Annotated in this window: 23 protein-coding genes; 6 read left to right on the top strand and 17 right to left on the bottom strand. The window is 47.3% G+C overall.

Features of this window, described 5'->3' with window-relative positions:
- Window positions 1–67 precede the first annotated feature (67 nt).
- Together MHB49_RS14050 and MHB49_RS14045 are read right to left on the bottom strand one after the other, a co-directional pair.
- Window positions 68–688, bottom strand: coding sequence for a flavin reductase family protein (locus MHB49_RS14050; RefSeq protein ID WP_247903138.1), 621 nt, complete (start codon window positions 686–688; stop codon window positions 68–70).
- Between the two features lie 167 nt (window positions 689–855).
- On the bottom strand, window positions 856–1,857 hold the full coding sequence (locus MHB49_RS14045) for an iron-hydroxamate ABC transporter substrate-binding protein (RefSeq protein WP_405156531.1): 1,002 nt from the start codon (window positions 1,855–1,857) through the stop codon (window positions 856–858).
- A gap of 251 nt (window positions 1,858–2,108) precedes the next feature.
- On the opposite strand from MHB49_RS14045, the gene MHB49_RS14040 reads away from it, so the two are divergent.
- On the top strand, window positions 2,109–2,702 hold the full coding sequence (locus MHB49_RS14040; protein WP_405156530.1) for a hypothetical protein: 594 nt from the start codon (window positions 2,109–2,111) through the stop codon (window positions 2,700–2,702).
- Window positions 2,703–2,840: 138 nt separating this feature from the next.
- Here the strand turns inward: MHB49_RS14040 and MHB49_RS14035 are convergent, their stop codons facing one another.
- Together MHB49_RS14035 and MHB49_RS14030 are read right to left on the bottom strand one after the other, a co-directional pair.
- On the bottom strand, window positions 2,841–4,082 hold the full coding sequence (locus MHB49_RS14035; RefSeq protein WP_405156529.1) for a multidrug effflux MFS transporter: 1,242 nt from the start codon (window positions 4,080–4,082) through the stop codon (window positions 2,841–2,843).
- A 39-nt stretch (window positions 4,083–4,121) separates the two neighbouring features.
- The gene (locus MHB49_RS14030; RefSeq protein ID WP_247903137.1) at window positions 4,122–4,868 is read right to left on the bottom strand and encodes a GTP pyrophosphokinase family protein; all 747 of its coding nucleotides are present in this window, start codon (window positions 4,866–4,868) and stop codon (window positions 4,122–4,124) included.
- A gap of 244 nt (window positions 4,869–5,112) precedes the next feature.
- Here MHB49_RS14030 and MHB49_RS14025 point away from each other — a divergent pair, with 244 nt between their 5' ends.
- Together MHB49_RS14025 and MHB49_RS14020 are read left to right on the top strand one after the other, a co-directional pair.
- Window positions 5,113–5,982: an alpha/beta hydrolase family protein gene (locus MHB49_RS14025; protein ID WP_405156528.1), complete on the top strand. Its 870-nt coding sequence runs from the start codon at window positions 5,113–5,115 to the stop codon at window positions 5,980–5,982.
- A 133-nt stretch (window positions 5,983–6,115) separates the two neighbouring features.
- A complete protein-coding gene (locus MHB49_RS14020) occupies window positions 6,116–6,832 on the top strand; it encodes a YoaK family protein (RefSeq protein WP_405156527.1) in 717 nt (238 codons plus the stop codon).
- 36 nt (window positions 6,833–6,868) lie between these two features.
- Here the strand turns inward: MHB49_RS14020 and MHB49_RS14015 are convergent, their stop codons facing one another.
- Entirely contained in the window at window positions 6,869–7,765 is an 897-nt protein-coding gene (locus tag MHB49_RS14015; protein WP_247902447.1) for a LysR family transcriptional regulator, read from the bottom strand.
- A 134-nt stretch (window positions 7,766–7,899) separates the two neighbouring features.
- On the opposite strand from MHB49_RS14015, the gene MHB49_RS14010 reads away from it, so the two are divergent.
- From MHB49_RS14010 to MHB49_RS14000, 3 genes are all read left to right on the top strand, one after another.
- Window positions 7,900–8,610 carry an O-methyltransferase gene (locus MHB49_RS14010; RefSeq protein WP_405156526.1) on the top strand — a complete coding sequence of 237 codons (711 nt, stop codon included), beginning with the start codon at window positions 7,900–7,902 and terminating at the stop codon, window positions 8,608–8,610.
- A gap of 77 nt (window positions 8,611–8,687) precedes the next feature.
- The gene (locus MHB49_RS14005; RefSeq protein WP_405156525.1) at window positions 8,688–10,037 is read left to right on the top strand and encodes an MFS transporter; all 1,350 of its coding nucleotides are present in this window, start codon (window positions 8,688–8,690) and stop codon (window positions 10,035–10,037) included.
- A 209-nt stretch (window positions 10,038–10,246) separates the two neighbouring features.
- On the top strand, window positions 10,247–11,368 hold the full coding sequence (locus tag MHB49_RS14000; protein WP_405156524.1) for an AbrB family transcriptional regulator: 1,122 nt from the start codon (window positions 10,247–10,249) through the stop codon (window positions 11,366–11,368).
- Window positions 11,369–11,445: 77 nt separating this feature from the next.
- Here MHB49_RS14000 and MHB49_RS13995 read toward each other — a convergent pair whose 3' ends face one another.
- The 12 genes from MHB49_RS13995 to glgD all read right to left on the bottom strand — a co-directional run bounded on the left by MHB49_RS13995 (window position 11,446) and on the right by glgD (window position 26,975).
- Window positions 11,446–11,676 carry a hypothetical protein gene (locus tag MHB49_RS13995; protein WP_405156523.1) on the bottom strand — a complete coding sequence of 77 codons (231 nt, stop codon included), beginning with the start codon at window positions 11,674–11,676 and terminating at the stop codon, window positions 11,446–11,448.
- A gap of 49 nt (window positions 11,677–11,725) precedes the next feature.
- Entirely contained in the window at window positions 11,726–11,989 is a 264-nt protein-coding gene (locus tag MHB49_RS13990; protein WP_247902442.1) for a YkgJ family cysteine cluster protein, read from the bottom strand.
- 29 nt (window positions 11,990–12,018) lie between these two features.
- The gene (locus tag MHB49_RS13985; protein ID WP_405156522.1) at window positions 12,019–12,873 is read right to left on the bottom strand and encodes a chemotaxis protein; all 855 of its coding nucleotides are present in this window, start codon (window positions 12,871–12,873) and stop codon (window positions 12,019–12,021) included.
- 278 nt (window positions 12,874–13,151) lie between these two features.
- The gene (treP, locus tag MHB49_RS13980; protein WP_405156521.1) at window positions 13,152–15,170 is read right to left on the bottom strand and encodes a PTS system trehalose-specific EIIBC component; all 2,019 of its coding nucleotides are present in this window, start codon (window positions 15,168–15,170) and stop codon (window positions 13,152–13,154) included.
- A 30-nt stretch (window positions 15,171–15,200) separates the two neighbouring features.
- On the bottom strand, window positions 15,201–16,922 hold the full coding sequence (treC, locus tag MHB49_RS13975; RefSeq protein WP_405156520.1) for an alpha,alpha-phosphotrehalase: 1,722 nt from the start codon (window positions 16,920–16,922) through the stop codon (window positions 15,201–15,203).
- A gap of 312 nt (window positions 16,923–17,234) precedes the next feature.
- Complete coding sequence (gene dctA, locus MHB49_RS13970; RefSeq protein WP_405156519.1) at window positions 17,235–18,584, bottom strand: C4-dicarboxylate transporter DctA; 1,350 nt, start codon at window positions 18,582–18,584, stop codon at window positions 17,235–17,237.
- Between the two features lie 237 nt (window positions 18,585–18,821).
- Window positions 18,822–19,514, bottom strand: coding sequence for a metal-dependent hydrolase (locus tag MHB49_RS13965; protein ID WP_247902437.1), 693 nt, complete (start codon window positions 19,512–19,514; stop codon window positions 18,822–18,824).
- Between the two features lie 88 nt (window positions 19,515–19,602).
- On the bottom strand, window positions 19,603–21,294 hold the full coding sequence (locus MHB49_RS13960) for an alpha-glucosidase (RefSeq protein WP_405156518.1): 1,692 nt from the start codon (window positions 21,292–21,294) through the stop codon (window positions 19,603–19,605).
- A 120-nt stretch (window positions 21,295–21,414) separates the two neighbouring features.
- On the bottom strand, window positions 21,415–21,873 hold the full coding sequence (locus MHB49_RS13955) for a VanZ family protein (protein WP_405156517.1): 459 nt from the start codon (window positions 21,871–21,873) through the stop codon (window positions 21,415–21,417).
- A gap of 43 nt (window positions 21,874–21,916) precedes the next feature.
- Window positions 21,917–22,783, bottom strand: a complete 867-nt coding sequence (locus MHB49_RS13950; protein ID WP_405156516.1) for an effector binding domain-containing protein — start codon at window positions 22,781–22,783, stop codon at window positions 21,917–21,919.
- A 285-nt stretch (window positions 22,784–23,068) separates the two neighbouring features.
- Window positions 23,069–25,501 carry a glycogen/starch/alpha-glucan phosphorylase gene (locus MHB49_RS13945; protein WP_405156515.1) on the bottom strand — a complete coding sequence of 811 codons (2,433 nt, stop codon included), beginning with the start codon at window positions 25,499–25,501 and terminating at the stop codon, window positions 23,069–23,071.
- Between the two features lie 370 nt (window positions 25,502–25,871).
- Window positions 25,872–26,975 (bottom strand): glucose-1-phosphate adenylyltransferase subunit GlgD, encoded by a 1,104-nt coding sequence (gene glgD, locus MHB49_RS13940; RefSeq protein ID WP_247902432.1) that lies wholly within the window; start codon window positions 26,973–26,975, stop codon window positions 25,872–25,874.
- Between the last annotated feature and the right edge of the window lies 1 nt (window position 26,976).

Raw genomic sequence — 26,976 nt, 5'->3', positions numbered from 1 at the left:
TGGAGAATAATATTTTTATTTCTTATTCAGACCCATCCATCAACAGGTCGTTCAACCTGCTCCGCTGTTACTCCGGTCTGACCACCGTAAATCTCTCGCCAAGTTTGGCATAGTCATTCCCGGCCAGCCTGCTGATCGGTTTCAGCTGATCCATTAATATATACTTGGTGGCAGGATCATACACGTTCTCTCTGAAATGATACTGCACAATGCGAACCAGAAGCAGATCACTCACAGGTTTCCCCTCATCGTTCGATATCGGAATATGCTGATACAGTCTGCACTCCATCCGAATAAGCGCTTCCTGTATTCCGGGCACCGCCACAACTGAACTGGGTACCGTCGTCAGGCTGGTTCGCTCCAGCTCGCTCTCATGCGGCTCAAGTAGTGCTGCTGTCTCGTTCATTTCGTTAACGATCGATTCGTCGCAGATATGTACGACTAGCTCTTTCCCTTCAATTGCATTGCGGGCAGTATCTTTCATCACTCCATCCTTACGGTTAATGGAAATGGACAACAACGGCGGATCGGAGCTAACGACATTAAAGAAACTGAACGGAGCTGCATTCACGACGCTGCCGTCCTCTGAAATGGTTGTGACAAAAGCAATCGGTCGCGGCACTACCGAACCACTCATCAGTTTATAATTATCCCTGCTCGTCAGATCATTTGGATTCAATGTATACATCATAGACGTATCCCCTTTCTTAATCGGGAACGAATAGTTCCCATACGGACACTGTTACTTCGTAAGTATATATCGGGTTATACTAAAAAAACAAAAAAACTCCCTGATGCCCGTGGACACCAGAGAATTGTACAATGATGTGCAGCACATATCATGTGCTATTTCATTTATTTAACAATGCTTTTCTGGATATCCTCCAGAATTTGGGTGTTTGCTTGCACTCCGCTATACAACCAGCTGCTTGTGCTCTCAAACTCGTATACTTCTCCGTTTTTCACAGCAGGAATACTTTGCCAAACTGCATCTTTCAATGCTTCTGCCCCTGTTCCCTTATCACTGTTAACCAGGAAGAGATAGTCAGCATTCATATCTGCGATTCTTTCCAAAGAAACCTCGGACCAGTTCCCTGTTGCTTTTGCCGATATTTCCTTCACAACTTCCGGCTGTAGTAGTCCGAGTTCATTGTACATGACTTCACCACTGGAGACATTGTTACTAACCACATAAAACTTGTTATTAAAGAGCCAGAGTGCCGCTGCAGTTTTCGTACCACCTGTTGCGGCAGCCACCTTTTCCTTAATTACTTTTGCTTTTGCATCGTAATCGTCAAGAGCTTTTTGAGCTTCATCTGATTTGTTCAACAGCTCGCCTATTTTCAAAAGAGCCTGACGCCAATCCTTGTTCACATCATCACCAAGTACATAAGTCGGGGCAATTTTATTGTATTGTTCGTACTTCTCCCCTTCTACTGTACTTTCGGAACCCATAATGATCAGGTCCGGCGAGAAGCTGGCAACAGCTTCAAAAGGAAGTTCGCTTGCAATTGTAGGAATTCCGTTCAGATTTTCTTGAAGATAAGCCTGCACACTGCTGCCATCACGGACTGACCACTGTGCAGCTGGCTTAACGCCAAGTGTTACCAGATGATCTTCGAGATAGGAAGCGATAACGCGCTGTGGATTGGCTGGAATCGTTACATCATGACCCTGAGCATCTTTTACTGTTCGTTCTGTTGGAGCTTCTGTCTGAGTCTCAGTCTCCGTTGTTGTATTTGTTTCTCCTCCTGCAGTTCTATTATCTGCGGACTTCGTTCCGCATGCAGCCAGCCACAATGACATGACCATAATCGTGATTAGCAGCATGATCCCTTTTTTATTACTCTTCAACACGTGATTATCCCCTTTCATGGTGAACACCTCAATATGAGCTGGTATGGCAAATTTAAAAAGAGCCCTATACTCTCCGGTATATGATTCCTGTATGTACTTGTCCACTTCCATTGACAATGATAATTGTTATCAACTGAGTTGTCAATCCGGTTTTACTTTTACAATGATCGATAGCTCCAGATCCATTCACCTTTGGGCGAATGCCGCCATATGATGTTTTCAGAATACGACGACAGGAAGGATGTTCGTAGATGGATTACATCAATCATACCTATGCAGGTTACGGTGAAGACCGCTCTGTACAGTTTCCTGCATTATTCCCGGGTGGCAGCCAGGGAGGGCAGCCCATCCAAGGAATCCCCGGTGGACAAGGATCGTTTCCCCCATACTTTCCAGGTGGTACCACCGGGGGACAGCCGCCGTTCTTTCCAGGAGGAGGCCAAGGTACGGTTCTAGGCGTTCCCGCACAGTTGTCACAAGGTAATCTGCCTACCCTGTTAAGCGCCTATCCACGTCCGGTTGGGCAGCCACCAGCTGAGATGGTATTTCTCTACAATCTGATCAAAAGCAGCCCCGGCCTTCTACCGCAATTTATCCAGCAACAGCCTCAGAATTTGACCCAGGCTGTGCAATTTGCCCAAACAGGAGTAGCAACGCCTCGTGATCCTGAGCAGCGTGTATTGCAAAATTTCTGTTACAACCGCTGGTCTCTTGTATTTACGTACAATGATGTTTACCTGATGTGGCCAGCCATCAATTTGTTCGGTTTTGTCGTGGGATACTTCTACCCGTTCCTGACTCCAGGCATCCTGGTCAATACACAGATTTTGTTTGCTTTCTGCTAAAGCATTGTTCGAATATGAACAAGCGCTCCAGATGAAGGACAGAAACCTTCCACTTGGAGCGCTTTTTTTAGGTCATTCTCGTTTATGATTATTGACAGTGATTCATTATCCTAGCCAGACAACAGCGCAAATCCAGATTCACGCCAGCTGCTGTTTACCCTGATGTTTCCCTCTCTTGCCTTTGCCTACCATTACAAAATAAATCAGTAATGCACCAAGGTCCGCACAAGCAATTACAATGCCCATTGGTACCGCTGTGCCCTCTCCTCCAAGACCTACAAGCGGAGCGACAATACCGCCGAACAGGAACGTCATTACCCCAATAAGTGCTGAGGCACTGCCTGCCGATTTCTCCTGATTGGCCATCGCCAGTGCGAAGGAAGCCGTATTAACCAGACCCACACTGGATACCACAAGAAATAACGGAATCAGGACCGTAATCAGATTGCCTCCCGCCAGAATGGCGATCAGCAGCGATGTTCCTCCCAGAGCAGCAGTTAGCAGCCCTGCGATTAATAAGCGGGTTTCAGATACTTTACCGGCCAGCTTTCCGGCGATTTGACTTGCCAGAATGATGCCCAGACCGTTAATGGCGAAACAGACACTGAACATTTGCGGAGAGATGCCATATATTTTCTGAAGCACAAACGGCGATCCCGATATGTAGGCAAACATGCCAGCAGATACAAACCCCTGGGTTAAAGCATATCCCATAAACAGGCGATCTCCTGCGATTTTGCGGAATGTAACCAGCGTCTGTTTCAGTCCTCCGCTTGATCGGCGTTCAATAGGCAGTGTCTCTCCGAGACCAAACACGACAGCAACTAAAGTCAAAATACCGATGATACTCAGCAAAATAAATACGCCTCGCCATGAAGTATAAGCGAGCAATTGCCCACCGATAATTGGTGCAGCAATCGGAGCGACCCCATTAATCAGCATTAAGAGGGAGAAGAACCGGGTTAACTCCGGTCCGGAATACAAATCCCTTACCACTGCACGCGAGATGACAATTCCCGCAGCTCCCGCTGCACCCTGAATGAAACGCAGCACAACAAAGGAGCCCATCGTTGGGCTGACCAGGCAGAGTATGGAAGCAATCGTATAAAGTATAAGGCCCGCAATAAGCGGTGTACGACGACCACGCACATCACTCAAGGGTCCTGCAAGCAGCTGCCCTGCCGCGAGTCCGACCATACATGCCGTAAGACTGAGCTGGGCATAAGAAGTAGATGATTGGAATTCATCGGCCAGTGTGGGCAGTGCTGGCAAATACATATCCAGGGACAGCGGGCCAAAGGCCGACAGTGTCCCCAGAATCAATGCCATTCGTACACGGGATGCAGCATTGCTGCTTAATGAGACTGGTGTACTTTTCATATTAAAACATATTCCTTTCCCTGCGGTAGTTCTCGTTTCCTAGTGTCCCCCGTCTCCCAGCAGCTTCAGAAGATTGGAGGGTAACGTGAACTGTTGATTGTTAATGATAATACGACGCAGCTCTTCTTCATCCCGCTCATTCTCGGCGTCCTTGATCTCCTGAATCTCCCTGTGCAATCTCTCCATTTGCTGATCCAGTGCGTTCGCAGAGTCTGCTGCACTTTTCAGTTCTTTTGTTAAACGTTCGGGAACATCCTTATTGTATTTATAAAAGATTTTATGCTCCAGACTCGCCCAGAAATCCATCGCAATGGTACGAATCTGGATTTCCACACACGCCCGCTCTTCTCCATTGGACATATATACAGGCACTTCAACCAAAAGATGAAGGCTCTGGTAACCGTTTGGCTTCGGATTCTGGATATAATCTTTCACTTCAAGCACACGCAGGTCACTTTGATTGCACAGCATATCCTTAATCCGGTAGATATCGGAGATAAAGGAGCAGGTAATACGCACACCGGCGATATCCTTAATATTTTTCTTGATACTCTCAAAGGTTAATTCATGATTTTTACGGAACATCTTGTTCATAATGCTCTCAGGTGACTTTAATCGGGATTTGGTATGTTCGATCGGGCTGTAATCATGCAGGGACTGAAATTCTTCCTTCAGCACCTCAATTTTAGTCTCCATTTGATCCAAAGCAAATTTATAGATCATCATAAATCTCGTAATTTCATATTTAAATTTCTTGAATTGATCAATCGGATGTGGAGCGTTCATCATGGTTTTCTTCCTTTCTTCATGCACACTAAAGTTAGTTTTATAAATAAAGAGGACAGAGGTCAATCCGCATGTCTCCTGAACTATTATAAATCATATGGAGCCAATAAACGAATTTCTCGCACCGAACTGCTGTTACTTTCCGAAAGGTATGGCAATCAGGTTTAGGCGTATCCTATAAAAGAGTCATTGTCCATTAGCTAGCCATTTCCGATGAAAGAAGTCGATCCTCCTGCTCTATCATGTGACATATTCGTCCGATGCGCTTCGGGTAAAAGGCTATTTATGCCTGCCAGACGGGTGCTCCTTGGCCACATCCTCCGGCTTTGAAGACGCTCATTCCAGTTCAGCCCTACAAGGCTTCGCCACAACAGAAGAACCCATGCAAATGCAACAGCTCGCAAGCCGCTATCCTCCTGTAAAACAACAAACCAAGGAAAATCATGGTGCCAGGTGGCCGGTTCTGATCTATTGCCGTGGCGGGCTGGGCAACTATGGTGGGGTGAATACGGCTTGGCTGGAACAATTCGTCAATAAAGGTTATATCGTGTTCGCTCCGTCTTATCGTGGTAACGAGGGGGGCGAAGGACATGACGAATATGGTGGACGAGATGCCGAGGATGTACATGCCGCTTACCGGCTTGTGCAAGGGTGGCCTTTTGCTGATACCGAACGAATTTCATTAATGGGATTTTCGCGTGGAGCCATTAATGCCGTACATACAGCAACGACCTATAATGAAGGACCCGGGCAGGTACATAAATTGGTGCTCTGGAGCGGTGTCGCCGATGTGGAACGCACCTATCATGAACGAACTGACTTGAGACGTACGTTGAAAAGAGTGCTTGGCGGTTCGCCGAGATCCGTTCCGGAAGCTTATCTGGCCCGCTCTCCGTTGTCGAAGGCACACAAACTTCACTGTCCTGTGCTGATTATGCACGGCACATCAGATACGCAGGTGAACTACACTCATGGAACGCGGATGTATCATTGGCTGAAACGTAGAGTTACCGACGTAACGTTTCATGCTTACGGAGGACAGGATCATCGTTTTCAGGAGAGGATGCACGAAGCGGCAGTGAACAATATGTTCGACTGGCTTGCAGCACCATAGGTTCTAGGTAGGGACGATTTAAACATTTTGCTGCTGAGAGAAATTTGCCTTGCATCATAAACTTCATTTTGAAGGACCTTGCGTTGTGGATGTATACTGGAGGGGTTACGTTTTTGGAAAGGACGGATAAACCATGTATCAAAATACCCTCCAAAGGTACGCTATGCTGCTGCTGTGCATGTCTGCCGGAATGGTCGATGTGATCGGATACCTGGGGCTGGGACATGTGCTTACAGCCAATATGACGGGCAATATTGTGCTATTGGGGATCGCGATTGCCCGTGCTCAGGAATTTGTTGTACTGCGTGCACTCGTTGCCCTCATTGGTTTTATCGCCGGAAATGCCATCGCGGCACACATGATTGGACATATGCAGACGAAAAATGGCTGGTCTTCCCGGGTCACAACCGTGTTCACTGTAGAAAGTATATTGCTTCTGCTCTTTGCCATCGCCATGATCAGTCCATATTCCGAACAACTATCCTATCTGCTGATTGCCATGCTGGCCACAGCCATGGGGATGCAAACGACTGCTGCACGCCGCATTGGAATTGCCGGCATCTCGACGACCGTGCTCACCAATAATCTGGCCGCCGTGGTTGAGGATGCGGTAAGCATCCTTCAGCGACTGCGGCACGCCAATATCCGCTCGCTGGTCAAAGCACTATCAGTAGATTCCTACCTTCGTGCAGGTGCCGTTGTGATCTATTTGGGCGGCGTTATTCTAGCTGCGATGTTGTTCCACCACGTACCCATGATAGCAGTCTGGATACCTGTCCTGATCGTTGGTGGAGTCACCCTGTACGCCCGATTCTACTCCAGAGGTACCACCAAAAAAAGCGACGGATAACATTCAACGTTCGCTCTCATGCAATTATTGAACGATTCATTTCATCGATGATGCTTCCTGTCTGATGAGTTCAACCAGATGCTGAGCAGCAGGAGATAATACTTCGCCTGCTCGTGTACATACAGCTACCGTGTTTTTGAGCTGTACACCTCGAACGAACACACGTGCCAGTCTGCCTTGCTGCACATCATCCTTAACAACCAGAGAAGAAATAAAGTTGGCTCCATAACCTGCCTTCACCGCACTGATCGTTTCGTTCAACCCATTGAACTGAAGCGCAATACGGGGAGCGGTCAGGTTATTCGTTGTGCAAAGAGAGACCAGACGCTCCCGTGTAGCGCTGCCTTCTTCGCGCATGATGAAGGGCTCCGCCACCATCTCCCGAAGTTCAATTTCCTTCCCCGCATAGGGGTGATCCGGATGTACCACAAACCACATCTCATCTTCAAACAATTCGTCCCAATGAACACCTGAATGTGTAATGCCACTTCCACCATAAATCGCAATGTCGGCCTCATAACGCAGCAGTTGGTCAAAAGCCATCCGGGTATTGGTTGTGCTTACAACCAGCTCCACATCCTCGTGCATTTGCTTGAAACGGGCAATCCAGCCCGGCAGCAGAAAATTCGAAGGCAAATACGTTGCAGTAAGACGAATCATGCCTTTCTTCCCCGCCCGAAAATCCTGTACAAAGTTCTCGACATCCTGTTCCAGCATGAACAGACGTTCCGCGTAGCCAGTTAATTGTATTCCTGCATCGGTAAGAACCAATCTCCTTCCCTCCGTAACAAATAAAGGAATGCCCAATTCCCGCTCAAATTTCTTCACCTGAGAAGATACCGCTGGTTGGCTAATTTTGAGTTCTTCCGCCGCACGCGTGACTCCCCCATATCTCACGATGGCATGAAACAAGCGTAATCCGTGTAAATTCAAGCGTTACCCCTCCATTCATTCGACTTTACATAATCTAAAGTTATATTAACATACATAATATATATTTTATTTATATATTTATTCGCTTTATAGTTGAAGTATGAAATCCAATACATGCAAACGGAAAGGAACTGATGACATTGAACAATCTGAATGTTTCTGCTCAACAGCAAACCTGGAGCCAAGTTGACCATTATCTGAGCGCTTTATTAATCCCCTCGGATTCACTGCTAGAGCAGGCCTTGCACTCCAATGCCGAGGCCGGCTTGCCAGCTCATGACGTTACACCCAATCAGGGGAAGCTGCTTCAGCTTCTGCTCCAAATACAGGGTGCAGCACGAGTGCTGGAGATTGGGACGCTTGGCGGATACAGTACGATCTGGATGGCCAGAGCCCTGCCCGAACACGGACGTATCGTCACCCTGGATGCTGAGCCACACCATGCAGAGATGGCACGTACCAACCTTACACGTGCAGGATTGATGCACAAGGTTGACCTTCGAGTAGGCCCGGCCCTGACTACCCTTCCCGACGTTCAGGAAGAGTACAGAGAGCCCTTTGATTTCATCTTCATCGATGCTGACAAACCGAGTAATCCCGACTATTTGCGTTGGGCGCTGCGTCTGGCTCGCCCTGGAAGTTTGATTATTGGTGACAACATCGTCAGGGACGGCGAAGTTATCAATGCAGACAGTACGGACAACAGGGTTCAGGGTGTTCAGTCTTTCCTGAAATTAATTGCAGATAATCCGCGTCTTGAAGCTACAGCACTGCAAACTGTAGGCAGTAAAGGCTACGATGGATTTGTGATTGCCCGAGTACTGGAATCTTCTATGTCAAAATAAACAGTGGTCAATTCTTCCGCAAATCCCCCATTCCTGTTAAACTAAAATTACTGCACAGGCAGACTGGGGGAAACCACTTGAGACTTCTACAACAGATTCATGCTGAAATTCGGGGCTGGTCCCGCAATATTCAATTGTTTTTTCTGGCAAGCATCTTGTATCAGATCGGAAATGGCATGTTCTCTGTCTTGTACAATCTGTACATTCAGGGTCTCGGCTACAATGATACAATGAACGGCCAGATTGTAAGTATTCAATCACTTGCGACAGCGATTATGTTTGTTCCTATCGGACTATGCGGCGATTTATTCAGCCGTAAGCGGCTGCTGATTACTGGCGCCTTGTTTAGTGGAATCTTTCTGATTGGCCGTTCCTTTGATTATTCTGCCAGCGGACTGATCTGGTTTGCTGTATTTTCAGGACTTTTCGCTGGCGTATTTCAGGTACTGGCTATTCCTTTCCTTGCTGAGAATGTGAAGAAGAGTCAACGGCTGAAGATGTTCAGCTATTACTCCTCCCTCGTGCTCGCTTCTCAGGTACTTGGCAGCTTGGGTGGTGGCGTGTTTGCAGACCTGCTTCATACGGCAGGCCTTGCCAAAGTTACTGGTTTGCAGACGGTATTGTTTGTGGGCGGGGCAGCTACACTGGTTGCGTTTATCCCGATGCTGTTTGTGTCAGAGGACAAGAAGACACTGCAGACGGCTGTTTCGTCACAACCCATCACTGAACCTGCTGCATCTGCAACAGGTGGTGAAGCATCTATCGTTTCACCACCTGAACAAGGCAGGAAGAATGATACTATTGATACCCCTGATACCCTTAGCCAAAAGAAAGATTCCCGTTTGATCGGCCAATTTGTAATCACCCAATTATTAATCGGTTTTGGTTCCGGGCTGGTTGTGCCTTATCTGAATTTATATTTTACCAACCGTTTTTCGGTATCCTTAAGTGCTATGAGTCTGCTCATTTCATTAGGTCAGATCATGACCATTGTATCGATGCTGATCGGGCCTACACTCGCGGCCAAAGTGGGAAGCGTTCGGGCTGTTGTTATCTTTCAGGTGATGTCCCTGCCCTTCCTTCTGTTAACTGGCTTCACGAATATGCTGCTCATCGCCTCGGTCAGTTTCCTATTCAGACAAGCGCTGATGAATGCAGCCAACCCGATCCAATCCGCCATTCTGGTGGACAGAGTATCGGACAAACGCCGTGGAATCGCCAATTCACTAATGCAAACCGCGTTTATGATTGGATGGGCAACCATGGGACCCGTGCAATCCTACCTTGTAACCACTTATGGCACGTATTGGGGTTACGCGATCACGTTCAGCATTACAGGCAGTTTATACGTGATTTCCTCACTGATGTACTATATGATGTTCAAAGAACCGAAGCCTTCAGCCCGTGTTCTTGCGGCGAACAGATAAATGAAAACCATTCAGCAGGACAGTGGATGAAATCAGCTTCCTGTCCTGCTTCGTAATGAGTCGATTACCATCACTGTCCAAGGATCAATCATTGTATCTTATCATCAGGAGTGATCTTACATGTATAGCACCTTGCATTTTCAAACAAACGCTTACTCTCATTTATACTTATACTGCAATGTACCTCTTGCAACCGAAAGACAACGCGGATGGAGCTGATGCACAAGCTCGGTTCCCACGTTGTCTTTCGGTTTTTTCTAAGTTTGGGTGTCTCTGTTCTTGGCGGATTCCTATTTACCGCAATCCATACTCCCATCCCTTGGCTTCTTGGACCGATGATTTTGATGCTGGTTGGTTCACAGATTGCCAGGCTGCCGCTCATGTGGCCGACTTCCATTCGGGACTACGGCATTCTGATCGTGGGTTATTCCATCGGATTAACACTGACGGGAGAAGCGCTTCAAGGCATTCTGCACCAGCTGCCTATGATGCTGCTTATGACATTACTCTTGATCGGATTATGTACATTGACCGCCTACGTTGCTTCAAAGCTGACAGACTTTGACTTCCCTTCCCTGCTGGTTGGCAGCATTCCCGGGGGACTGTCCCAGATGGTCTCCCTTGCGGATGAGATGAAATCCATCAATCTCACACTCGTTACTTTTTTGCAGGTCACGCGGCTGATCATGATTGTATTCTGTGTTCCGTTCCTGTTGTTCAGTCCATGGATCGGAGGAACGACAGGTGGAGGCACAGATCAGCCAATGATCGAGACAGCCACTTGGGCAGCACTCTTTCCCGAAGTCTTGCTCTATGCCCCGCTCTGTATCGCTGGTGCGTGGATTGCACGCAAGCTTCGGTTTCCGACAGCATTTATGCTTGGACCCATGATTGTCATGTGTGTTATTCAATTAAGCACAACGATGCACACACCCAATCTGCCGTCGTCCCTGCTTAATATTTCGCAACTGATGATTGGAAGTCATGTGGGCCTAATGCTTCGTCCTGAGCAGCTGCAACGCAAGATGCAGACCGTAACACTCGCAATCACGAGCAGTGTTCTCCTCATTGCAGGTTCGCTTGGCTTGAGCTATGTATTAATGAAGATGTTCTCCCTCTCGGCGGCTACATCATTGCTGAGCATGGCACCTGGCGGAATGGATCAGATGGGCATCATGGCCCATGAGGTCAATGCCAACCTTTCGGTGGTGTCCGGATATCAGCTGTTTCGCATCTTATTTATATTCTTTATTGTCTCTTCGCTCCTTAAGATGATTCTCATGCATTTATTGAGGAAAAAAGAGACGAGCCCTCACTCTTCGGTCACATAAACCTAAATGGACATACCAAAGAGAGTATCCGACTGATTTTCATCCTATCGATACTCTCTTTTATTTGTTTGCTCATTTTATGAATAAACCCGACTATAAATCCAGCTTACAATACCCACGGTTACAGTTGCCGCCCCAATAATAAATGCATAATAGCCAAATTTGCTTTTTGCCCCTGATGTCTGTTCGTCATAAAAGTCTGAGTTTCGCCTGTAGAATCCCATCCACAGTTCTCCAATCATATTCACAACGACCATTACAAATCGTTTGGCAAGTCCCATTCGTCCCATACCCCTTTCTTTCCTCAAACTCCTTCCATATTAAGTATAATTATCCTTTTCCCTCAAAACAACTTTGTCACGCTGAACTCGGCGCAGTTTCCTGTTCCAGCCAGCTCAATCGTTCAAATGCCTCCTGATCTGTGCTGCCGCACATCTCTTCCGAAGCCTGTAATCCGCTGCATACAGCGGGGCGCTCTTTCTGACCAAAGATTCCGCAGCGATTGTCCTCTGTCAGCTGTACACAGCGTACACCTGCCGGCTTGCCGCCCGCCATCCCGGGTATCGGCGATGAGATCGAAATCGCGATACAGCATGCGGCACAGCCTGTCCTGCATTCCATCCTTATTGTCCTCCCTTCATACCTGGCATTTAACGTGATCCACGATTCACCCACGTCCACGTTCGCGCCAAACCTTGTGCGATTCTCCGATTCATGGCTCCATTCGAGAAATATCCGCCATGACTCAACGGATTCCAGCTCCCGATTACACCGCCAGAGTTAATTTCCACGTCTTCGTTGACCGCTGCCTCATAGGCCGGATCAATAGGGCGCAGCGGGTAACCCAGAATATCATCCCGATCATAAAAGTTAATCCATTCCCCTTCAAGCCCAGGAAAGTACTGCCCTGCCAGTGGAGAAGGCACCTGAATCGGGCGGCTAAAATCATGATACCGTAAGCTCCATAATGGCAATGTCGTTCCAAAGGAATAAAAGTTCGTTAAGGTGTCTCCCCGTTCCAACGCAGAAGTTACATCCACGATGGAAGGTGTGCGATTGGACGGAAATTGCAGATCATAGAAAAAATTACTTGCAATCACTGCGCCCAAACTATGTGCAATGATACAGAGTGGGGTTTCTGGCCCGTTCCGCTGTGCAAGTGCATGCATCGCCCGATTCAGCGTATGATGTACCGCATCATAGTTGTGACCCTGATTTTCCACAGGTTGATACGCGACGGCATCAGCCAGATAATGGATGACAAATCGACGTAACACTTGATAGTTCAAACCCTGAGAGCTGACAAGCTGCTGAAACAGCGCTTCTTCCCGATCCTCAAATACATCAGCCCAAAATACGGGCTCAATATCCAGCATCTGTTTGGCTGCTCCCGGCAACACCATAACCTGATCCAATTCCTTATGCAAACGCGAAATCAGTGTATCCGCATAATTCTCCTTTTGCATACCCAGACCATGAATGACCATTACCGAAACACGAGTCATGGCTCTCCTCCTCCGTCCATTGACTAGCCACCCTCTTTGAACCATATGAACTTTTCAATCTGAACATGCATACTCCTGTTGAACAAGCTTTCCGATCGCTGTAAACATGGAATTTTGCCTCATGCATCCTAACTACAGTTTACCACGATATAAATAAAAAAAACGAACTGACCTGAAGAGACCACCGCCATAATAAGTTGAGATGCGTTCAGCTTTATTTCGGTATCAGGATGAAAAAAGAAGCTGCGAATATCGCAGCTCCCGATTTGTTCGTGAACTTAACCTTTCAAATGAACCTTAAGCACACCATTCTGATTGGATGTTACATCACCAGTAGTGACCTCCACCCGATCAACCATGTCCTGACCGTCTGGAATAATAATTGGCGTAATGAGCGGATATCCCGCAGCTTCAATCACTTTACGGTCGAATTCAAGCAGCGTTTGCCCGGCTCTTACATTCTCTCCAGCCTCTACATGCATGTTAAACCCTTCGCCTTTGAGTGATACCGTATTGATCCCGACATGAATCAGAATCTGCAAGCCGCTCGCGTGCTCAAGAATGACCGCATGTTTACTCTTGATGACATGGGCAACCTGAGCATCAAACGGGGCAACGACCTGATTACCGGAAGGTTCAATGGCAACCCCTTCACCCATTTGTTTCTCTGCAAATGCCGGATCAGGTACTTGTTCCAACGGAACGGCTGTACCTGTTAATGGTGCCATGATTTCCAGTGTATTTACAGGCTCATCCGCCACCTGTGCAGCACTGCGTGAGCGCTGATTCAGATTTGAACCTGTATTTGCCACAGTTGTACCAGAAGCAGATTCAGCTGCAGGTGTTTGACCACCAGCTACAGCTGCACGATCTGCGCTGCGTTCTTCTTTTCTCAACTTCGCTCTTCCGAAAATAACAGTCAGTACAAACGGAACAACCAGCACAATCGCCATACCGATGAAGAATACTCCCCATTTGTTCGGGAAAATGGACAGGAATCCAGGTACCCCACCTACACCGATAGAGGTGGCCTGAACATTATTCATCGTGAGCAGTACACCGCCGATCGCAGAACCGACCATACCGAAGATAAACGGATAACGATAACGGATATTCACCCCGAAGATCGCCGGCTCGGTTACCCCGAGGAAAGCCGAGACGGATGAAGTTGCCGCAAGTCCTCTCATCTTCTTCTCACGAAGCACGAGCATCATGGCAAGTGCGGCTGAACCTTGCGCGATATTGGACAGTGCCAGCATCGGCCACAGGAACGTCCCGCCCTGGCTACCAATCAGCTGTACGTCTACCGCCAGGAACGTATGGTGCATTCCTGTAATAACGAGCAATGCGTACAGTCCACCGTAGATCAGACCGCCCAGAGCTGCGTATGAATCGTAAATATAGATCAAGCCGGAAGTAATTCCATTCGCAATGGCAAATGTAACTGGACCAATGATCGTAAAGGCCAGGAACCCGGTAATTAATAAAGTGACAGGTGCAACAACCAGCAGTTTGATCGAATCATGCACCCTTTTGTTCAGGAAAATCTCCAGCTTGGCAAGCAGATAGGCCGAGACCAATACCGGCAGAACCTGCCCCTGATAACCAATCTTCTCAATATGCCAGCCGAACAGATTCCACGTAGGCACGGTGCCTTCGTTGACTGCATTGGCATAGCCATAAGCACTCAGCAAATCGGGATGAACCAGGATCAGACCAAGGACAATCCCGAGCAACGGACTGCCGCCGAACCTGGTTACCGCGGACCAACCAATTAACGCAGGCAGGAAGGTAAAGGCTGTGCTCGCGATAGTATTGATAATAGATGCGAGGTCTTTCCATGCCGGATATACATCCACCAGCGATTTACCATCAAAGAATATGCCTGGCCCTGTCAGTATGTTATTAATACCGAGCAAGAGACCGGCCGTGATGATGGCTGGCAGGATCGGGATAAAAATGTCCGATAACGTTTTGATCGCACGCTGGAGTGGGTTTTGCTTTTTACCCGCAACAGCCTTCACGTCATCCTTGGAAGCGCGTTCGCCTCCGGTAATCTGAATCATTTCATCATACACTTTATCCACAAGCCCAGGCCCGATAACAACCTGGAATTGTCCTTGCGAAGAGAACTGGCCCTTGACCAGATCGTTTTGGTCCAGACTTTGCGTATCTACTTTACTTTCGTCGTACAGGGCGAACCGGAGTCGTGTGACACAGTGCGTTGCAGCTTCAATATTATCTTTGCCGCCCACCGCGCGTACGATCTCCTCAACCTGTTTTTTATCAATTGCCATATTGTCACTTCCCACTTTATATAATGTGAATTAGTCCTGTTGCGGTACAAGCCACATATAGGATGAATACGGGCTGAGGGAGATTTCTTGCTCCAGTGCAGGCGGCGCCTGCGTGTTACCAATCAGTAACTCTGCGGACTTACCTGCAAAATGATCATTCCAGACAGCCTGGGATAAAGCAAAAGTGACGTCTCGCTTGCTAAAGTTGGACACCACAAGCAACGTCTCGCTTCCATTGGTCCGTGCATATGCAAATACATCCGGATGTGCATCGTCCAAACGTTCATACAGACCATCAGTCAACACGCGGACCTCTTTGCGCAGAGCAATCAGTTTGCGATAGTGATAGTAGATCGAATTCGGGTCAGCGATTTGCTGGGCCACGTGAATTGACGGATATCGTTCGTCTACTTTGATCCACGGTGTACCGGTTGTAAATCCGGCATTCTCGCTTCCATCCCACTGCATCGGTGTCCGGGAATTGTCCCGGGAACGCTCTTTTACAATATTGAACGCTTCCTGGGCGGATTTGCCTCGTTCTTCCTGGAGCAGTCGGTACATATTGGTCGATTCGATATCACGGAACTCACTAACGTCGTTCCAGACCGGATTAGGCATGCCGATCTCTTCGCCTTGGAATACGTAAGGGGTTCCCTGCAAGCCATGAATGGTCGTAGCAAGCATTTTGGCACTCTCGGCACGATATTCGCCATCATCGGCGAATCGAGACAGCGCACGCGGTTGATCATGGTTATTCAGGAACAACGCATTCCATCCCCCGCCTGCCTGCATGCCGATCTGCCAATCGCTAAACAGCTGTTTCATCGCTTCGAAATCGTAAGGCATCAGCTCCCACTTCTGTCCGTTTGGATAATCCACTTTCAGGTGATGGAAGTTAAACGTCATGGAGAATTCCTTGGAAGAAGGATTCGAATATTGAATGCAGTGTTCCAATGTAGTGGAGGACATCTCTCCTACGGTTACCATGTTGTGTGGCCCAAACACTTCTTCATACATTTCTTTAATATACTCATGCACACGTGGTCCATCGGTGTAGAACTTGCGTCCGTCTCCCGGGGAAACGCTACCATCATCATCAGGGAAACGCTGATCCTTCGAAATCAGATTGATGACGTCCATACGGAAACCGTCAACGCCTTTCTCCGCCCAGAACTTGATCATATCCCGCACGGACTTGCGTACCTGCTCGTTCTCCCAATTCAAATCAGCCTGTGTTTTGTCAAACAATGTCAGGAAATATTGTCCTGTCTGCTCATCAAACTGCCATGCAGGTCCACCGAACTTGGATTTCCAATTATTCGGCACACCGCCGTCCGGAGCAGGGTCCTTCCAAATATAATAATCGCGATACGGATTATCCTTGGATGAGCGTGATTGCTGGAACCATTCATGATCCGTAGAAGAGTGGTTCACCACGATATCAATCATCAGCTTCATGTCACGCGCCTTCAGACCTTTAAGCAGTTGGTCAAAATCCTCCATCGTACCAAAATCAGGATTGATCCGATAATAGTCCGCTACGTCATAACCGTTATCATGCTGTGGAGATACATATACGGGCTGCAGCCAAACGATATCAATACCGAGATGCTGCAAGTAGTCCAACTTTTCCGTCAATCCCCGAATGTCTCCGGTACCCGATCCGGTTGTATCATTGAAACTTTTGGGATATACCTGATACACCGTGGACGTTTTCCACCACGATGATGAAGTTGTGTTGGTTGAACTCATGTTAACGCCTCCAATAAGTTGTATTGCTTATGTGGTTCTCTTGACCTAACTTCATTTATATATTACATAACTAAACATGTATATACAAGTTGAAACTTTAATATGCTATCTTTTTCCTCTTCTACACATTCCCCATTAATGATTCCCCTGTAACAATTATTTTGCCGCTTGCGTTCGAAAACTCCATGATATCTGTATCTGAAACGAAAAAAACCATCTGTTACCCCATGATTTCATGCGGGTGAACAGATGGTTCAAATTAATATAATATGATGAGTTAACATCTCATACAAAGCTCGTTTATTTTCTTTTTTACACCATATCCGTTGACACCATTCCTTGTCCCTCCCTCTGGTTCAACTTCACCGGGTACAAGGACGCTTGTTCTTCTCTTTCCAGCTCTTCGGCACTAATCTCCCCGGAGAGCACCGCCCGCATGCGTTTTTGGTCCAACAGTCCTTCCCATTTTGCTACTACAAATGCCGCAACACAGTTGCCCATCAGATTCGTGAATACTCGCATCGTATCCATGAAGCGATCCGCACCAAGCAGTAAGGCAACAGCAGCTACCGGGAATGCATTCAAGGCCGCAGCTGTAGCAGACAAAGCAAGGAATGCGGAGCCAGGTACACCCGCCATCCCTTTGGAGCTGAGCATTAACACCAGTAAAATCGTAATCTCTTGCCCAAGTGTCAGATCAATGCCAACTGCCTGTGCCAGAAATACCGTCGCTAGCGAAAGGTATATCGAGGCTCCGTCCAGATTGAACGAATACCCTGTTGGAACCACGAGGCCAACGACAGCGCGATCACAGCCTGCTTTGGTCAGCTTGTCCATCATGCGGGGCATAACCACCTCCGAAGAGCCTGTGCCAATCGCCAGCATAACTTCGGAACGTGTATATTTTACAAATTGCAAAAAGTTCAGTCCTGTAATCCACCAGGCAGCCAGGGCTAGCATTACCAGGAACAGCAACGCTGCCCCGTAACAAGCAACAATTAACAACCCGAAGGAGGACAGTGTGGAAGCCCCATACGCTCCTACAGTGTATGCCATGGCCCCAAATGCTCCGATCGGTGCCAGTTTCATAATGTATCCAATAATGCGGAACAAGATATTCAACACATTTTCAATCAGTGTCAGTACATTGTCCTTTGCCTTACTTTCCGTTGCTGCCAAGGCTACTCCGAACAAACAGGCCACGAGCAGTACTTGCAGCAGTGCATTTTGTGCAAAAGCATCTACTACACTTGTCGGAATAATGTTCATAATAAAATCGACGACATGTGGCAGTTCGGAGCCATTGGTTTTGGCTTCAATGGCACTTGCATCAAGGGTCGAGGGGTCCACGTTCATGCTTGCACCCGGACGAAGCAGATTGGCTGTGCCGAGTCCAAGGACCAGCGCAACCGTTGTTGCGATTTCAAACCACAGAATGGCTTTGAATCCAATACGTCCAACAGATTTCAGATCACCGATCTTGGCGATGCCTGTTACAATCACCATAAAGATCAGCGGTGCAATGATCATTTTGATCAACTTGATGAAACCTGTTCCGAGCGGCTGCAGCAGGCTGCCCAGATCAGGCCACAGAATGCCTACCCCAATCCCGATAATAACCGCTACAATAATTTGAAAAAACAATGATTTCACAAATGACATGAACGCTCCCCCTATTTTCGCCAATTCGGATTTCCGTTTGGTTTCCGTGTAATTTTTTATAACATTGCAGCAGGGGCTTCAACAATGGAATTTCAACGTTTTTGTCATGAGAACCAACTGGAGCCGGCTAAATTGAACTTAAAACCGAAAAAAGACGAATATCACGTCAGTTATATTGACATGATATTCGTCTTTAGCTTCATATTGCGTTTATGATAAACAGAGATAAGAAGAGCGTTACAGAGTAATGGATTGTCCCGGTGCCAGCACACGGCCTTCCAGACCTTTGGAAGCAAGCTGCTCCACAAACTTCTCGGCATCCTGACGGATTACCGGGAACGTATCATAATGCACCGGAATTGTCAGCTTGGCATTAAACCATTCCGCCGCTTGCAGCGCATCTTCCGGTCCCATGGTGAAATGGCCGCCAATAGGCAGGATAGCTACATCGATATCATGGCGATCACCAATCATTTTCATATCACCGAACAGGCTCGTATCACCGGCATGCAAAATGGTTTTGCCACCAATGTTAATAATGTATCCCGCAGGCAATCCTGCATACATGATTCGTTGTTCCTCTTCCAGCACGATCCCGGATGTATGGAAAGCCTGAATCATTTTGGCTTGGGCAAAGCCAAGATCCACCGTTCCACCCATGTTCATGCCTATCGTATCCAGACCTTTCCATGACATGTATGTAGCCAGTTCCACAATTGCGACCACTTTGGCTTGATTAGCCTTGGCAATCGGCTCAGCATCCAGAATGTGATCCATATGTGCATGTGTCAGCAACACGGCATCGGTCTTGATGTCTTCCGGTTTGGTGACAGCAAGCTCATTGCCACGCAGGAAAGGATCAATGATTAACGACTTCTCTTCTGTGCCCAGTTGTACACTGGAGTGTCCGTGGTAAGTAATATTCAGCAACTTGGTATCCTCCTGACATATGCGTTCATTGGTTTGATTTTCAACCTATATTATAATTCAAAACTCTCCGCCGAAGCAAAATAACGCCTCATCGCTGCATTCGATAAACCCGTGCTTCATAAGGCTGAAGCAGAATTGCACCCTTATCGGTGGAATAACGTTTGCTTACATTGCTGATGATCGTCTTGGCATTCTCATTGCTCCACCCTTCAGGCCATTGCATCTCGGGCTCATGTTCCCGAAAATTCAGAATAATCAGCATCTGCTCATCATCCAGCGTCCGGGTGTAGGCATAGATGTCGGGATCATCCGGCAAAAGCAGCTCATATGCCCCATAGATAAGTACTTTATGCTGTTTGCGAAGTGCGATTAGTTTACGGTAATAATGCAAAATGGACTGAGGATCACGTTCGGCATCCGCCACATTAATCTCAGCATAATTCGCATTCACCTGAATCCATGGCTCACCATCGGTAAATCCCGCATGCTTGGTATCATCCCACTGCATCGGTGTACGGGCATTATCACGGCTTTTGCGCCAGATCGCTTGCATGACCTCATGTTTCGCTCGCCCCTGACTAATATGCTGCCGATAATAATTCATTGTTTCAACATCTCGATAATCCTCAATATCAGGAAAAGCAACATTGGTCATGCCGATTTCTTCCCCTTGATAAATGTAAGGCGTGCCTTCCAGGGTAAGCATCCATGTAGCCAGCATCTGGGCAGATCGCACCCTGTACTTGCCATCATTACCAAAGCGGGATACCGGACGGGGCTGGTCATGATTGCCCATGTAATTGGCATTCCAGCCTCTGTCATGCAGTACGGTTTGCCAGCGGCTCATAATTTCTTTCAGTTCGGGCAGCTTCCACTCCCGATAGTTCCATTTGCCGATTCCGGATGATTGCGCGTCCACAAACATATGCTCAAACTGGAACACCATATTGAGCTCATTTCGATCTGTCCCCACATAGGCCAGCGCCTGCTCCGGTCCAAGCCCGGAAGTCTCTCCAACGGTCATCGGACCGTAAGGTTTCAGGATCATGTCGTTCAGTTTGTTCAGAATCGAATGTACCTGCTCGAGGTTGGAAAAAAGCTGGTACGCAGGAACGACCGGCAGATTATCGGGATTATGTGCGCTGGGTAATCCATCTGCCTTGGCGATATGCGCCACCGCATCGAAACGAAAACCATCCACTCCTTTTTGCAACCACCAATGCACCATTTCATACATCTCTTCTGCCATCTGTGCATTGTTCCAATTCAGATCAGGCTGGTGTTCCGTATAGAGATGCAAATAATATTCATTTGTCTCCGGATCATGCTTCCACACAGAACCGCCAAAGTAGGACTCCCAGTTGTTTGGAACCTGACCATTTTTACCTGAACGCCAAATATAATAATCCCGTTTCGGATTTACTTTCGATGAACGTGACTCAGCAAACCACGCATGTTCATCCGACGTATGATTCAGCACCAGATCCATCATGATCTTGAGGCCACGCTTGTGCGCCTCAGCCAGCAAACGGTCAAAATCCTCCATCGTGCCATACTTGCGTAAAATGGAGTAATAATCTCGGATGTCATATCCGTTATCATGACCAGGTGAATCGTAAATTGGGCAGATCCAAATTACATCCACGCCCAGCCCAGTCAAATAATCGAGCTTGTCATATATGCCCTGCAAGTCACCCTGACCGTCCCCATCGGAATCTTTGAAGCTGTTGGGATAGATCTGGTACACTACACTCTCTTTCCACCAAACGATATAGACCACCTCACTTTCATCACTCTTTACTATATAACCCGTTAGTATGTTTTATCCGAAATGCTCCTCTTATAAACAGAAAAAATCCGTGAAACCAAAAAGACCCGAACATCAACCGCTATTCGCAGTTTAATTTCGAGTCCTTCTCTGTAAAAATATGAATAAGGCGAATCCTATGTATCCAATCCAGGCACCCACCGTATTCAAAATAATGTCATCGACATCAAACGAACCAACACGGCTAATCAATTGTGTAACCTCAACAGCAAACAAAAGTAGGACGACAATCCCTGTAAATGGTAAAAACCTTTGGAATCTGCGAAATAACCAGGGAATCCATACCCCTAGAGGTATGAACAAAACAATGTTCCCAAACAGGTTTTTCACCCAGGCTTCGGTATGGTATCTGTTCTTTTCAAAAAGAAGAGGCTTGATTGTTTCCAAGGGTACCAAATTATATTGATAATTCACGCCAGGTGTTCTCCCGCTGACAAAGAGCAAGTTACCCATAATCAACATGTACAATACTGCCATGCAGCCAACGATAACAAGCATCCATCTGGAGTAGAGCCATGAGCCTTCATTCATTTCCACATATCCTCCGACCTTTTTTCCGCAGATGCGGTAAGGTCTATTTTAAAGGGATATAGATCTTCATGTCCAGCTGCTCAGGCGTGGATTTCCATACATCCGTCACCTCAAAATCCGGTCCTTCCCTTCGTTCATAGTTAGATTGCGGCAGCCAGCTGCCATAAATCATTTTGCGGATATCCTGTCCTGATCCTTCCACCGTGAACTCGGCGTATAAACCGCCAGGAATTTCAATCGATGTATAACCTGGTTCCAGAACTGGAGCAGCTGCCGCGCTTTCCTCCCCCACAATAAAGGTGAACGCTCCATCATCTTCAAAACGGCAAGCTACACCATACGCTATATCCGGACGTGTCCTTTCAGGGATGTTCATAAATCTCTGCTCTGTACCAAACTGATGATAAAACCCGGGGATTTCTGCATAATGCTGATTATCATTCAAGTTCGTCTTGAATTCGTAGCCGATAATCCAGTTCGATTCCAGTGTTACCAGACGAGGTGTGTTCATATGAAATTGTCCTCCGATCCGAGTACGATAATCGTCAAAATCAATACTTCGTTGCATCTTCGACGAAGATGGCTGTTCGTCCAGCTTACGTAATCTGGCAGGTGTCATCCCCCAGTGAGCTGTGAATGCGCGGGTGAATGCCTCCTGAGATTGATATCCAAATCTCAGAGCAATATCCAGTATACCTTCCGAGCTGTTCCGCAAGTGACATGCCGCTTCCGTTAATCTACGTCTGCGGACATACTCCAGTACCGTAAATCCCGTGATTGCCTGAAACAAACGCTGGAAATGAAAAGCTGAGAAACTCGCAGCAGCTGAAGCCTCTCTGATATTAAATTCATCCTGCAAATGCTGTTCCAGGTACGCAATGGCAAGCTGGATTCGTGTGTAATGATCCATGGCATGTGAACTCCTTTTCTTGGTTCGAAGTATGGAACGATTTCTTAATTTAGTATGACTAAAATAAAACTCTTTTTCTTGATCTTGCGTGCGAACTTGTTGTGATCTGAAAAAATCTTATGTATTGGTGCAAGCTCGAGTAGGACAGGTTATCAACATAGGCACTATAATTCTCAACATACAAAAAATCCCCTTGTGCTACAAGGTGCGATCTCTGATAAAGGTAAATGAACCCTATAGAGATCAACCTGATGTACAAGGGGATTTCATTGTTAAACCATATTATTAACCTTTCCAGTATCCAGACACCGGATGAATGCCCCAGATATCAGTCGCATATTCACTAATAGTGCGGTCACTGGAGAAAATGCCGGATTGAGCCGTATTCAGCACTGCCTTGCGTGTCCAGCCCGATAGATCGCGGTATGCCGAATCAATGGCAGCATGTGCATCGGCATAGGCAGCAAAGTCACGTAACACAAAGTACTCATCGCCATGTGCCAGCAAGGAGTCATAGATATCCCAGAATTCACCATCACGTTCACAGAACGGTCCAGGATGTACCAGCTGCTCCACTACCTCACGAATTCGCTCGTCCTGCTGTACAATCTCACCCGGCCGATAAGTGCCGGAACGGTAATATTCAAGCACTTCGTCTGCACTTAAGCCAAAGATGAACATATTGTCTTGACCGACCTGTTCTGCCATCTCGACATTTGCCCCGTCCATGGTTCCAATAGTTAGCGCTCCGTTCATCATGAACTTCATGTTTCCGGTACCGGAGGCTTCCTTGCCTGCGGTTGAAATCTGTTCGCTGACGTCTGCGGCCGGAATGATCTTCTCGGCAAGAGAGACCGAATAGTTTTCAAGGAAAAATACCTGCAGGCGATCTTTCACGGCCGTATCGCGATTAATCGTATCTGCCACCGTATTAATCAGCTTGATAATCTTTTTGGCAAAATAATAGCTCGGCGCTGCCTTGGCGCCAAAAATGAACGTACGTGGCACGATATCAAATGAATTGTCGCTTTTGAGACGGTTATACAAATGCATAACATGCAGAATGTTCAGCAATTGTCGTTTGTACCCATGCAGTCGTTTCACCTGTACATCAAAAATGGAATCCGGATTCACAGCCGTTCCGGTATGATCCAGTATATAGGCAGCAAGACGCTCCTTATTGCCATGTTTAATGGCACGGAATTGCTGCAGGAACGAGGCATCGTCAGCAACAGCTACCAACTCATTCAATCTGCCCGGCTCCGTAATCCACTCACTTCCAATCGTCTCTGTGATCAGATTCGATAGCTTCGGGTTGGCATGCATTAACCAGCGGCGATGAGTGATACCATTGGTTTTGTTATTGAAGCGCTCCGGGTAGAGTGCATAGAACGGAGCCATTTCCCGCTCCTTCAATATCTCGGTATGCAATGCCGCAACACCGTTGACGCTATGACTGCCTACAATTGCCAGATGGGCCATCCGTACCTGATCATTTGCAATAATCGCCAGATGCTGAATACGATCCGTATCTCCAGGATAACGCTCAAGCAGCATGCCGCAGAAGCGTTTGTTGATCTCTTCAATAATCATGTAAATGCGTGGCAGCAGCTTGCTGATCATGGCAACAGGCCACTTTTCAAGTGCCTCACTCAAAGTGGTATGGTTGGTATACGATACGGTGCGGGTCGTGATATCCCACGCTTCATCCCATCCATAACCTTTGACATCGATTAGAATGCGCATCAGTTCGGGGATCACAAGGGTTGGATGGGTATCGTTGATATGGAAAGCCACTTTATCTGGCAAACGATCATACGAAAGTTCAAGCTTGTTAGATGTTCGCAAAGCACTCTGTACACCTGCCGAACACATGAAATATTGCTGTTTCAGACGGAGCAGCTTTCCCTCGTATTGGGAATCATCCGGGTACAGGAACTCCGAGATCGATTCTACCGACCGGCTGTAATCTAGATATCCGTAATAGTTCGAAGGGGTATCGAGCGAAGTCTCCCGCTTGGGCTCCGCACTCCACAATCGCAAGGTATTTACGTGGGGCTGGCCATAACCAATTACAGGCACATCATACGGCACAGCTACAACCGATTCAGCATCCTTTGTGACAAATTGGTAATGTCCATCCTGTTCATAGGCTTCCACACGTCCCCAGAACTGAACTTCCACCTTTTTGTCCGGACGGCGCACTTCCCATTCGTTACCCTTATCGAGCCAATTATCGGGTAACTCTACTTGGTTGCCGTTAATAATTTTTTGCTCAAATAAGCCATACTTATATCGGATTCCGCATCCATGCCCTGCATAACCGAGGGATGCCAGTGAATCCAGAAAACAGGCTGCGAGCCTGCCCAGACCTCCGTTGCCGAGTCCTGCGTCCGCCTCCTGTTCTTCCACCTCTTCCAAAGAAAAGCCCAGTTCAGCCAGACTGTCACGAACGAGTTCCAATTCATTCACATTTAACAGGTTATTGCCGAGCAGACGTCCAATCAGGAATTCCAGCGAGAAGTAATAGACCTGTTTATCCTGGCGCTGCTTAAACCCCTGATTCGACGCCGCCCAATCCTGACCCGCATATTCACGGATCATACTGCCAAGCACATGATAGACATCTCCCAGCGTTGCTTCTTCGATCGGTTTGCCCAGTTTACTGACCAAGTTTCGTCTAAAAATACTCTTGAACGTTTCCTTGTTGTCAAACAAAAGAAGGTTCCTCCCGGTGAAATCCTATAGGATGGTGGCGGTTCACACTTAAGTGCTCGAACATCCAGCAAAGTGGCCGTTACAGGCACGAATCGTTCTTTCGATCGCTGTTATCCCTATATTTTCTTTATTGTATTATTCAGATGTAAAAATACAGTGATAAGCTTATGCTTCCGGAGCAGCTTTCTTTCAGAAAGCTTTCAGGCGAACGCTACGCTTCTCCAGAATCGATTTCGTTCCCTCCACTACGTTTGCACGTTGGCAAGCACAATCGAAGTTTCATTTCAACTTTCGCCCATGAACCTTAAATCCATCCTACAGGATTTTTATTTTATATATATTTATAGATGATATCGGTTAAGTGTCGGTATTAGATAATAGTACTCTTTGCCAGAATATACGGGTTCGACGGGTCGCCGATCAGCGTCTGACCGCCGCTTAGCTTCACATCTTTGTCGAGAATGACGTTCTCCAGCACAGCGCCTTCTCCGATGTAGCATTTTTGCATAATAATGGAGCCTTTAATCTTGGCACCTTTCGCCACCTGCACGCCACGGAACAGGATACTGTCCTCCACTTCCCCACCCACAATGCAGCCGTTTGCGAGCAAGGAATGCTTCACCTCAGCGGTGTCCAAATATTTGGCCGGAGCCTCGTACTTGATTTTGGTATGAACAGGCTGTTCCTTGAACAGCTGTTCATACAGTCCGCTGTTTAGCAGTTCCAGACTGTTGCGATAATAGCTGTCGATCGAATTGATTACGGCATGATATCCATCATAGGCATACGCAGCAATGTTCAAGCCATCCGGGTTTTTCTGAATCACATCACGGAAGAAATGGCTTTCCCCATGAGCGATGCAGCGCTGCACCTGGTGCAGGAACAGTTCTTTTTCCATAATAAAAATTTCTGTATATATATTCGGGTGATCGGCGCTTTGGTGAATGTCCACCACATGGCCGTTCCCGTCATCTTCAACTTTGACACAGGCGTCATGCTCAGGCAGCAGTTGATCCACTTTTTTGCAAACCAATGTCACATCCGCACCCTTGCTTATATGGTACCTGTACACGTCCTGCAGATCTGCTTTGGTTACGTGTCGACTGCCCGCATGGACTACATATTGTCCCGAACCCCGGCGAAAGAAATCCAGATTATTGTGAAAATGCTGCAAATCCCCTTGTGACGTATCGGTCGGATCGTTCCAGTCCGGGGGCAAAATAAACATCCCGCCATGCTTGCGATCCAGATCCCACGGCTTACCGTCTCCCAGATGATCCATGAGTGAACGGTACTTGCGGCGGACAAATACTCCGATACTCTCAATGCCAGCATTCATCATATTGGATAATACAAAATCAATCAGACGGTAACGCCCTGCATAAGGCACAGCAGCTCCGCAGCGAAAGTAAGTCAATTCCTTCAATTCCTCAAGTTCATGGTCAAGGTTAATAACTCCGATCAATGGTTTCATC

It is taken from the genome of Paenibacillus sp. FSL K6-0108 (genome assembly GCF_045040695.1).
In the GTDB taxonomy this organism is placed as follows: Bacteria; Bacillota; Bacilli; order Paenibacillales; family Paenibacillaceae; genus Paenibacillus; species Paenibacillus pabuli_B.
Note: the sequence above shows the minus strand (reverse complement) of the source record. Positions and strands in the feature narration are given on the sequence as shown.

Coding starts and splice junctions, on each gene's coding strand:
- MHB49_RS14010 (WP_405156526.1), top strand. CDS start 7,900: ATGACATTGAACAATCTGAATGTTTCTGCTCAACAGCAAACCTGGAGC.
- MHB49_RS14035 (WP_405156529.1), bottom strand. CDS start 4,082: ATGAAAAGTACACCAGTCTCATTAAGCAGCAATGCTGCATCCCGTGTA.
- MHB49_RS14000 (WP_405156524.1), top strand. CDS start 10,247: ATGGAGCTGATGCACAAGCTCGGTTCCCACGTTGTCTTTCGGTTTTTT.
- MHB49_RS13950 (WP_405156516.1), bottom strand. CDS start 22,783: ATGGATCATTACACACGAATCCAGCTTGCCATTGCGTACCTGGAACAG.
- glgD (WP_247902432.1), bottom strand. CDS start 26,975: ATGAAACCATTGATCGGAGTTATTAACCTTGACCATGAACTTGAGGAA.
- MHB49_RS13990 (WP_247902442.1), bottom strand. CDS start 11,989: ATGGAATGCAGGACAGGCTGTGCCGCATGCTGTATCGCGATTTCGATC.
- MHB49_RS14020 (WP_405156527.1), top strand. CDS start 6,116: ATGTATCAAAATACCCTCCAAAGGTACGCTATGCTGCTGCTGTGCATG.
- MHB49_RS14030 (WP_247903137.1), bottom strand. CDS start 4,868: ATGAACGCTCCACATCCGATTGATCAATTCAAGAAATTTAAATATGAA.
- treC (WP_405156520.1), bottom strand. CDS start 16,922: ATGAGTTCAACCAACACAACTTCATCATCGTGGTGGAAAACGTCCACG.
- MHB49_RS13985 (WP_405156522.1), bottom strand. CDS start 12,873: ATGACTCGTGTTTCGGTAATGGTCATTCATGGTCTGGGTATGCAAAAG.
- MHB49_RS14040 (WP_405156530.1), top strand. CDS start 2,109: ATGGATTACATCAATCATACCTATGCAGGTTACGGTGAAGACCGCTCT.
- MHB49_RS14050 (WP_247903138.1), bottom strand. CDS start 688: ATGTATACATTGAATCCAAATGATCTGACGAGCAGGGATAATTATAAA.
- treP (WP_405156521.1), bottom strand. CDS start 15,170: ATGGCAATTGATAAAAAACAGGTTGAGGAGATCGTACGCGCGGTGGGC.
- dctA (WP_405156519.1), bottom strand. CDS start 18,584: ATGTCATTTGTGAAATCATTGTTTTTTCAAATTATTGTAGCGGTTATT.
- MHB49_RS13955 (WP_405156517.1), bottom strand. CDS start 21,873: ATGAATGAAGGCTCATGGCTCTACTCCAGATGGATGCTTGTTATCGTT.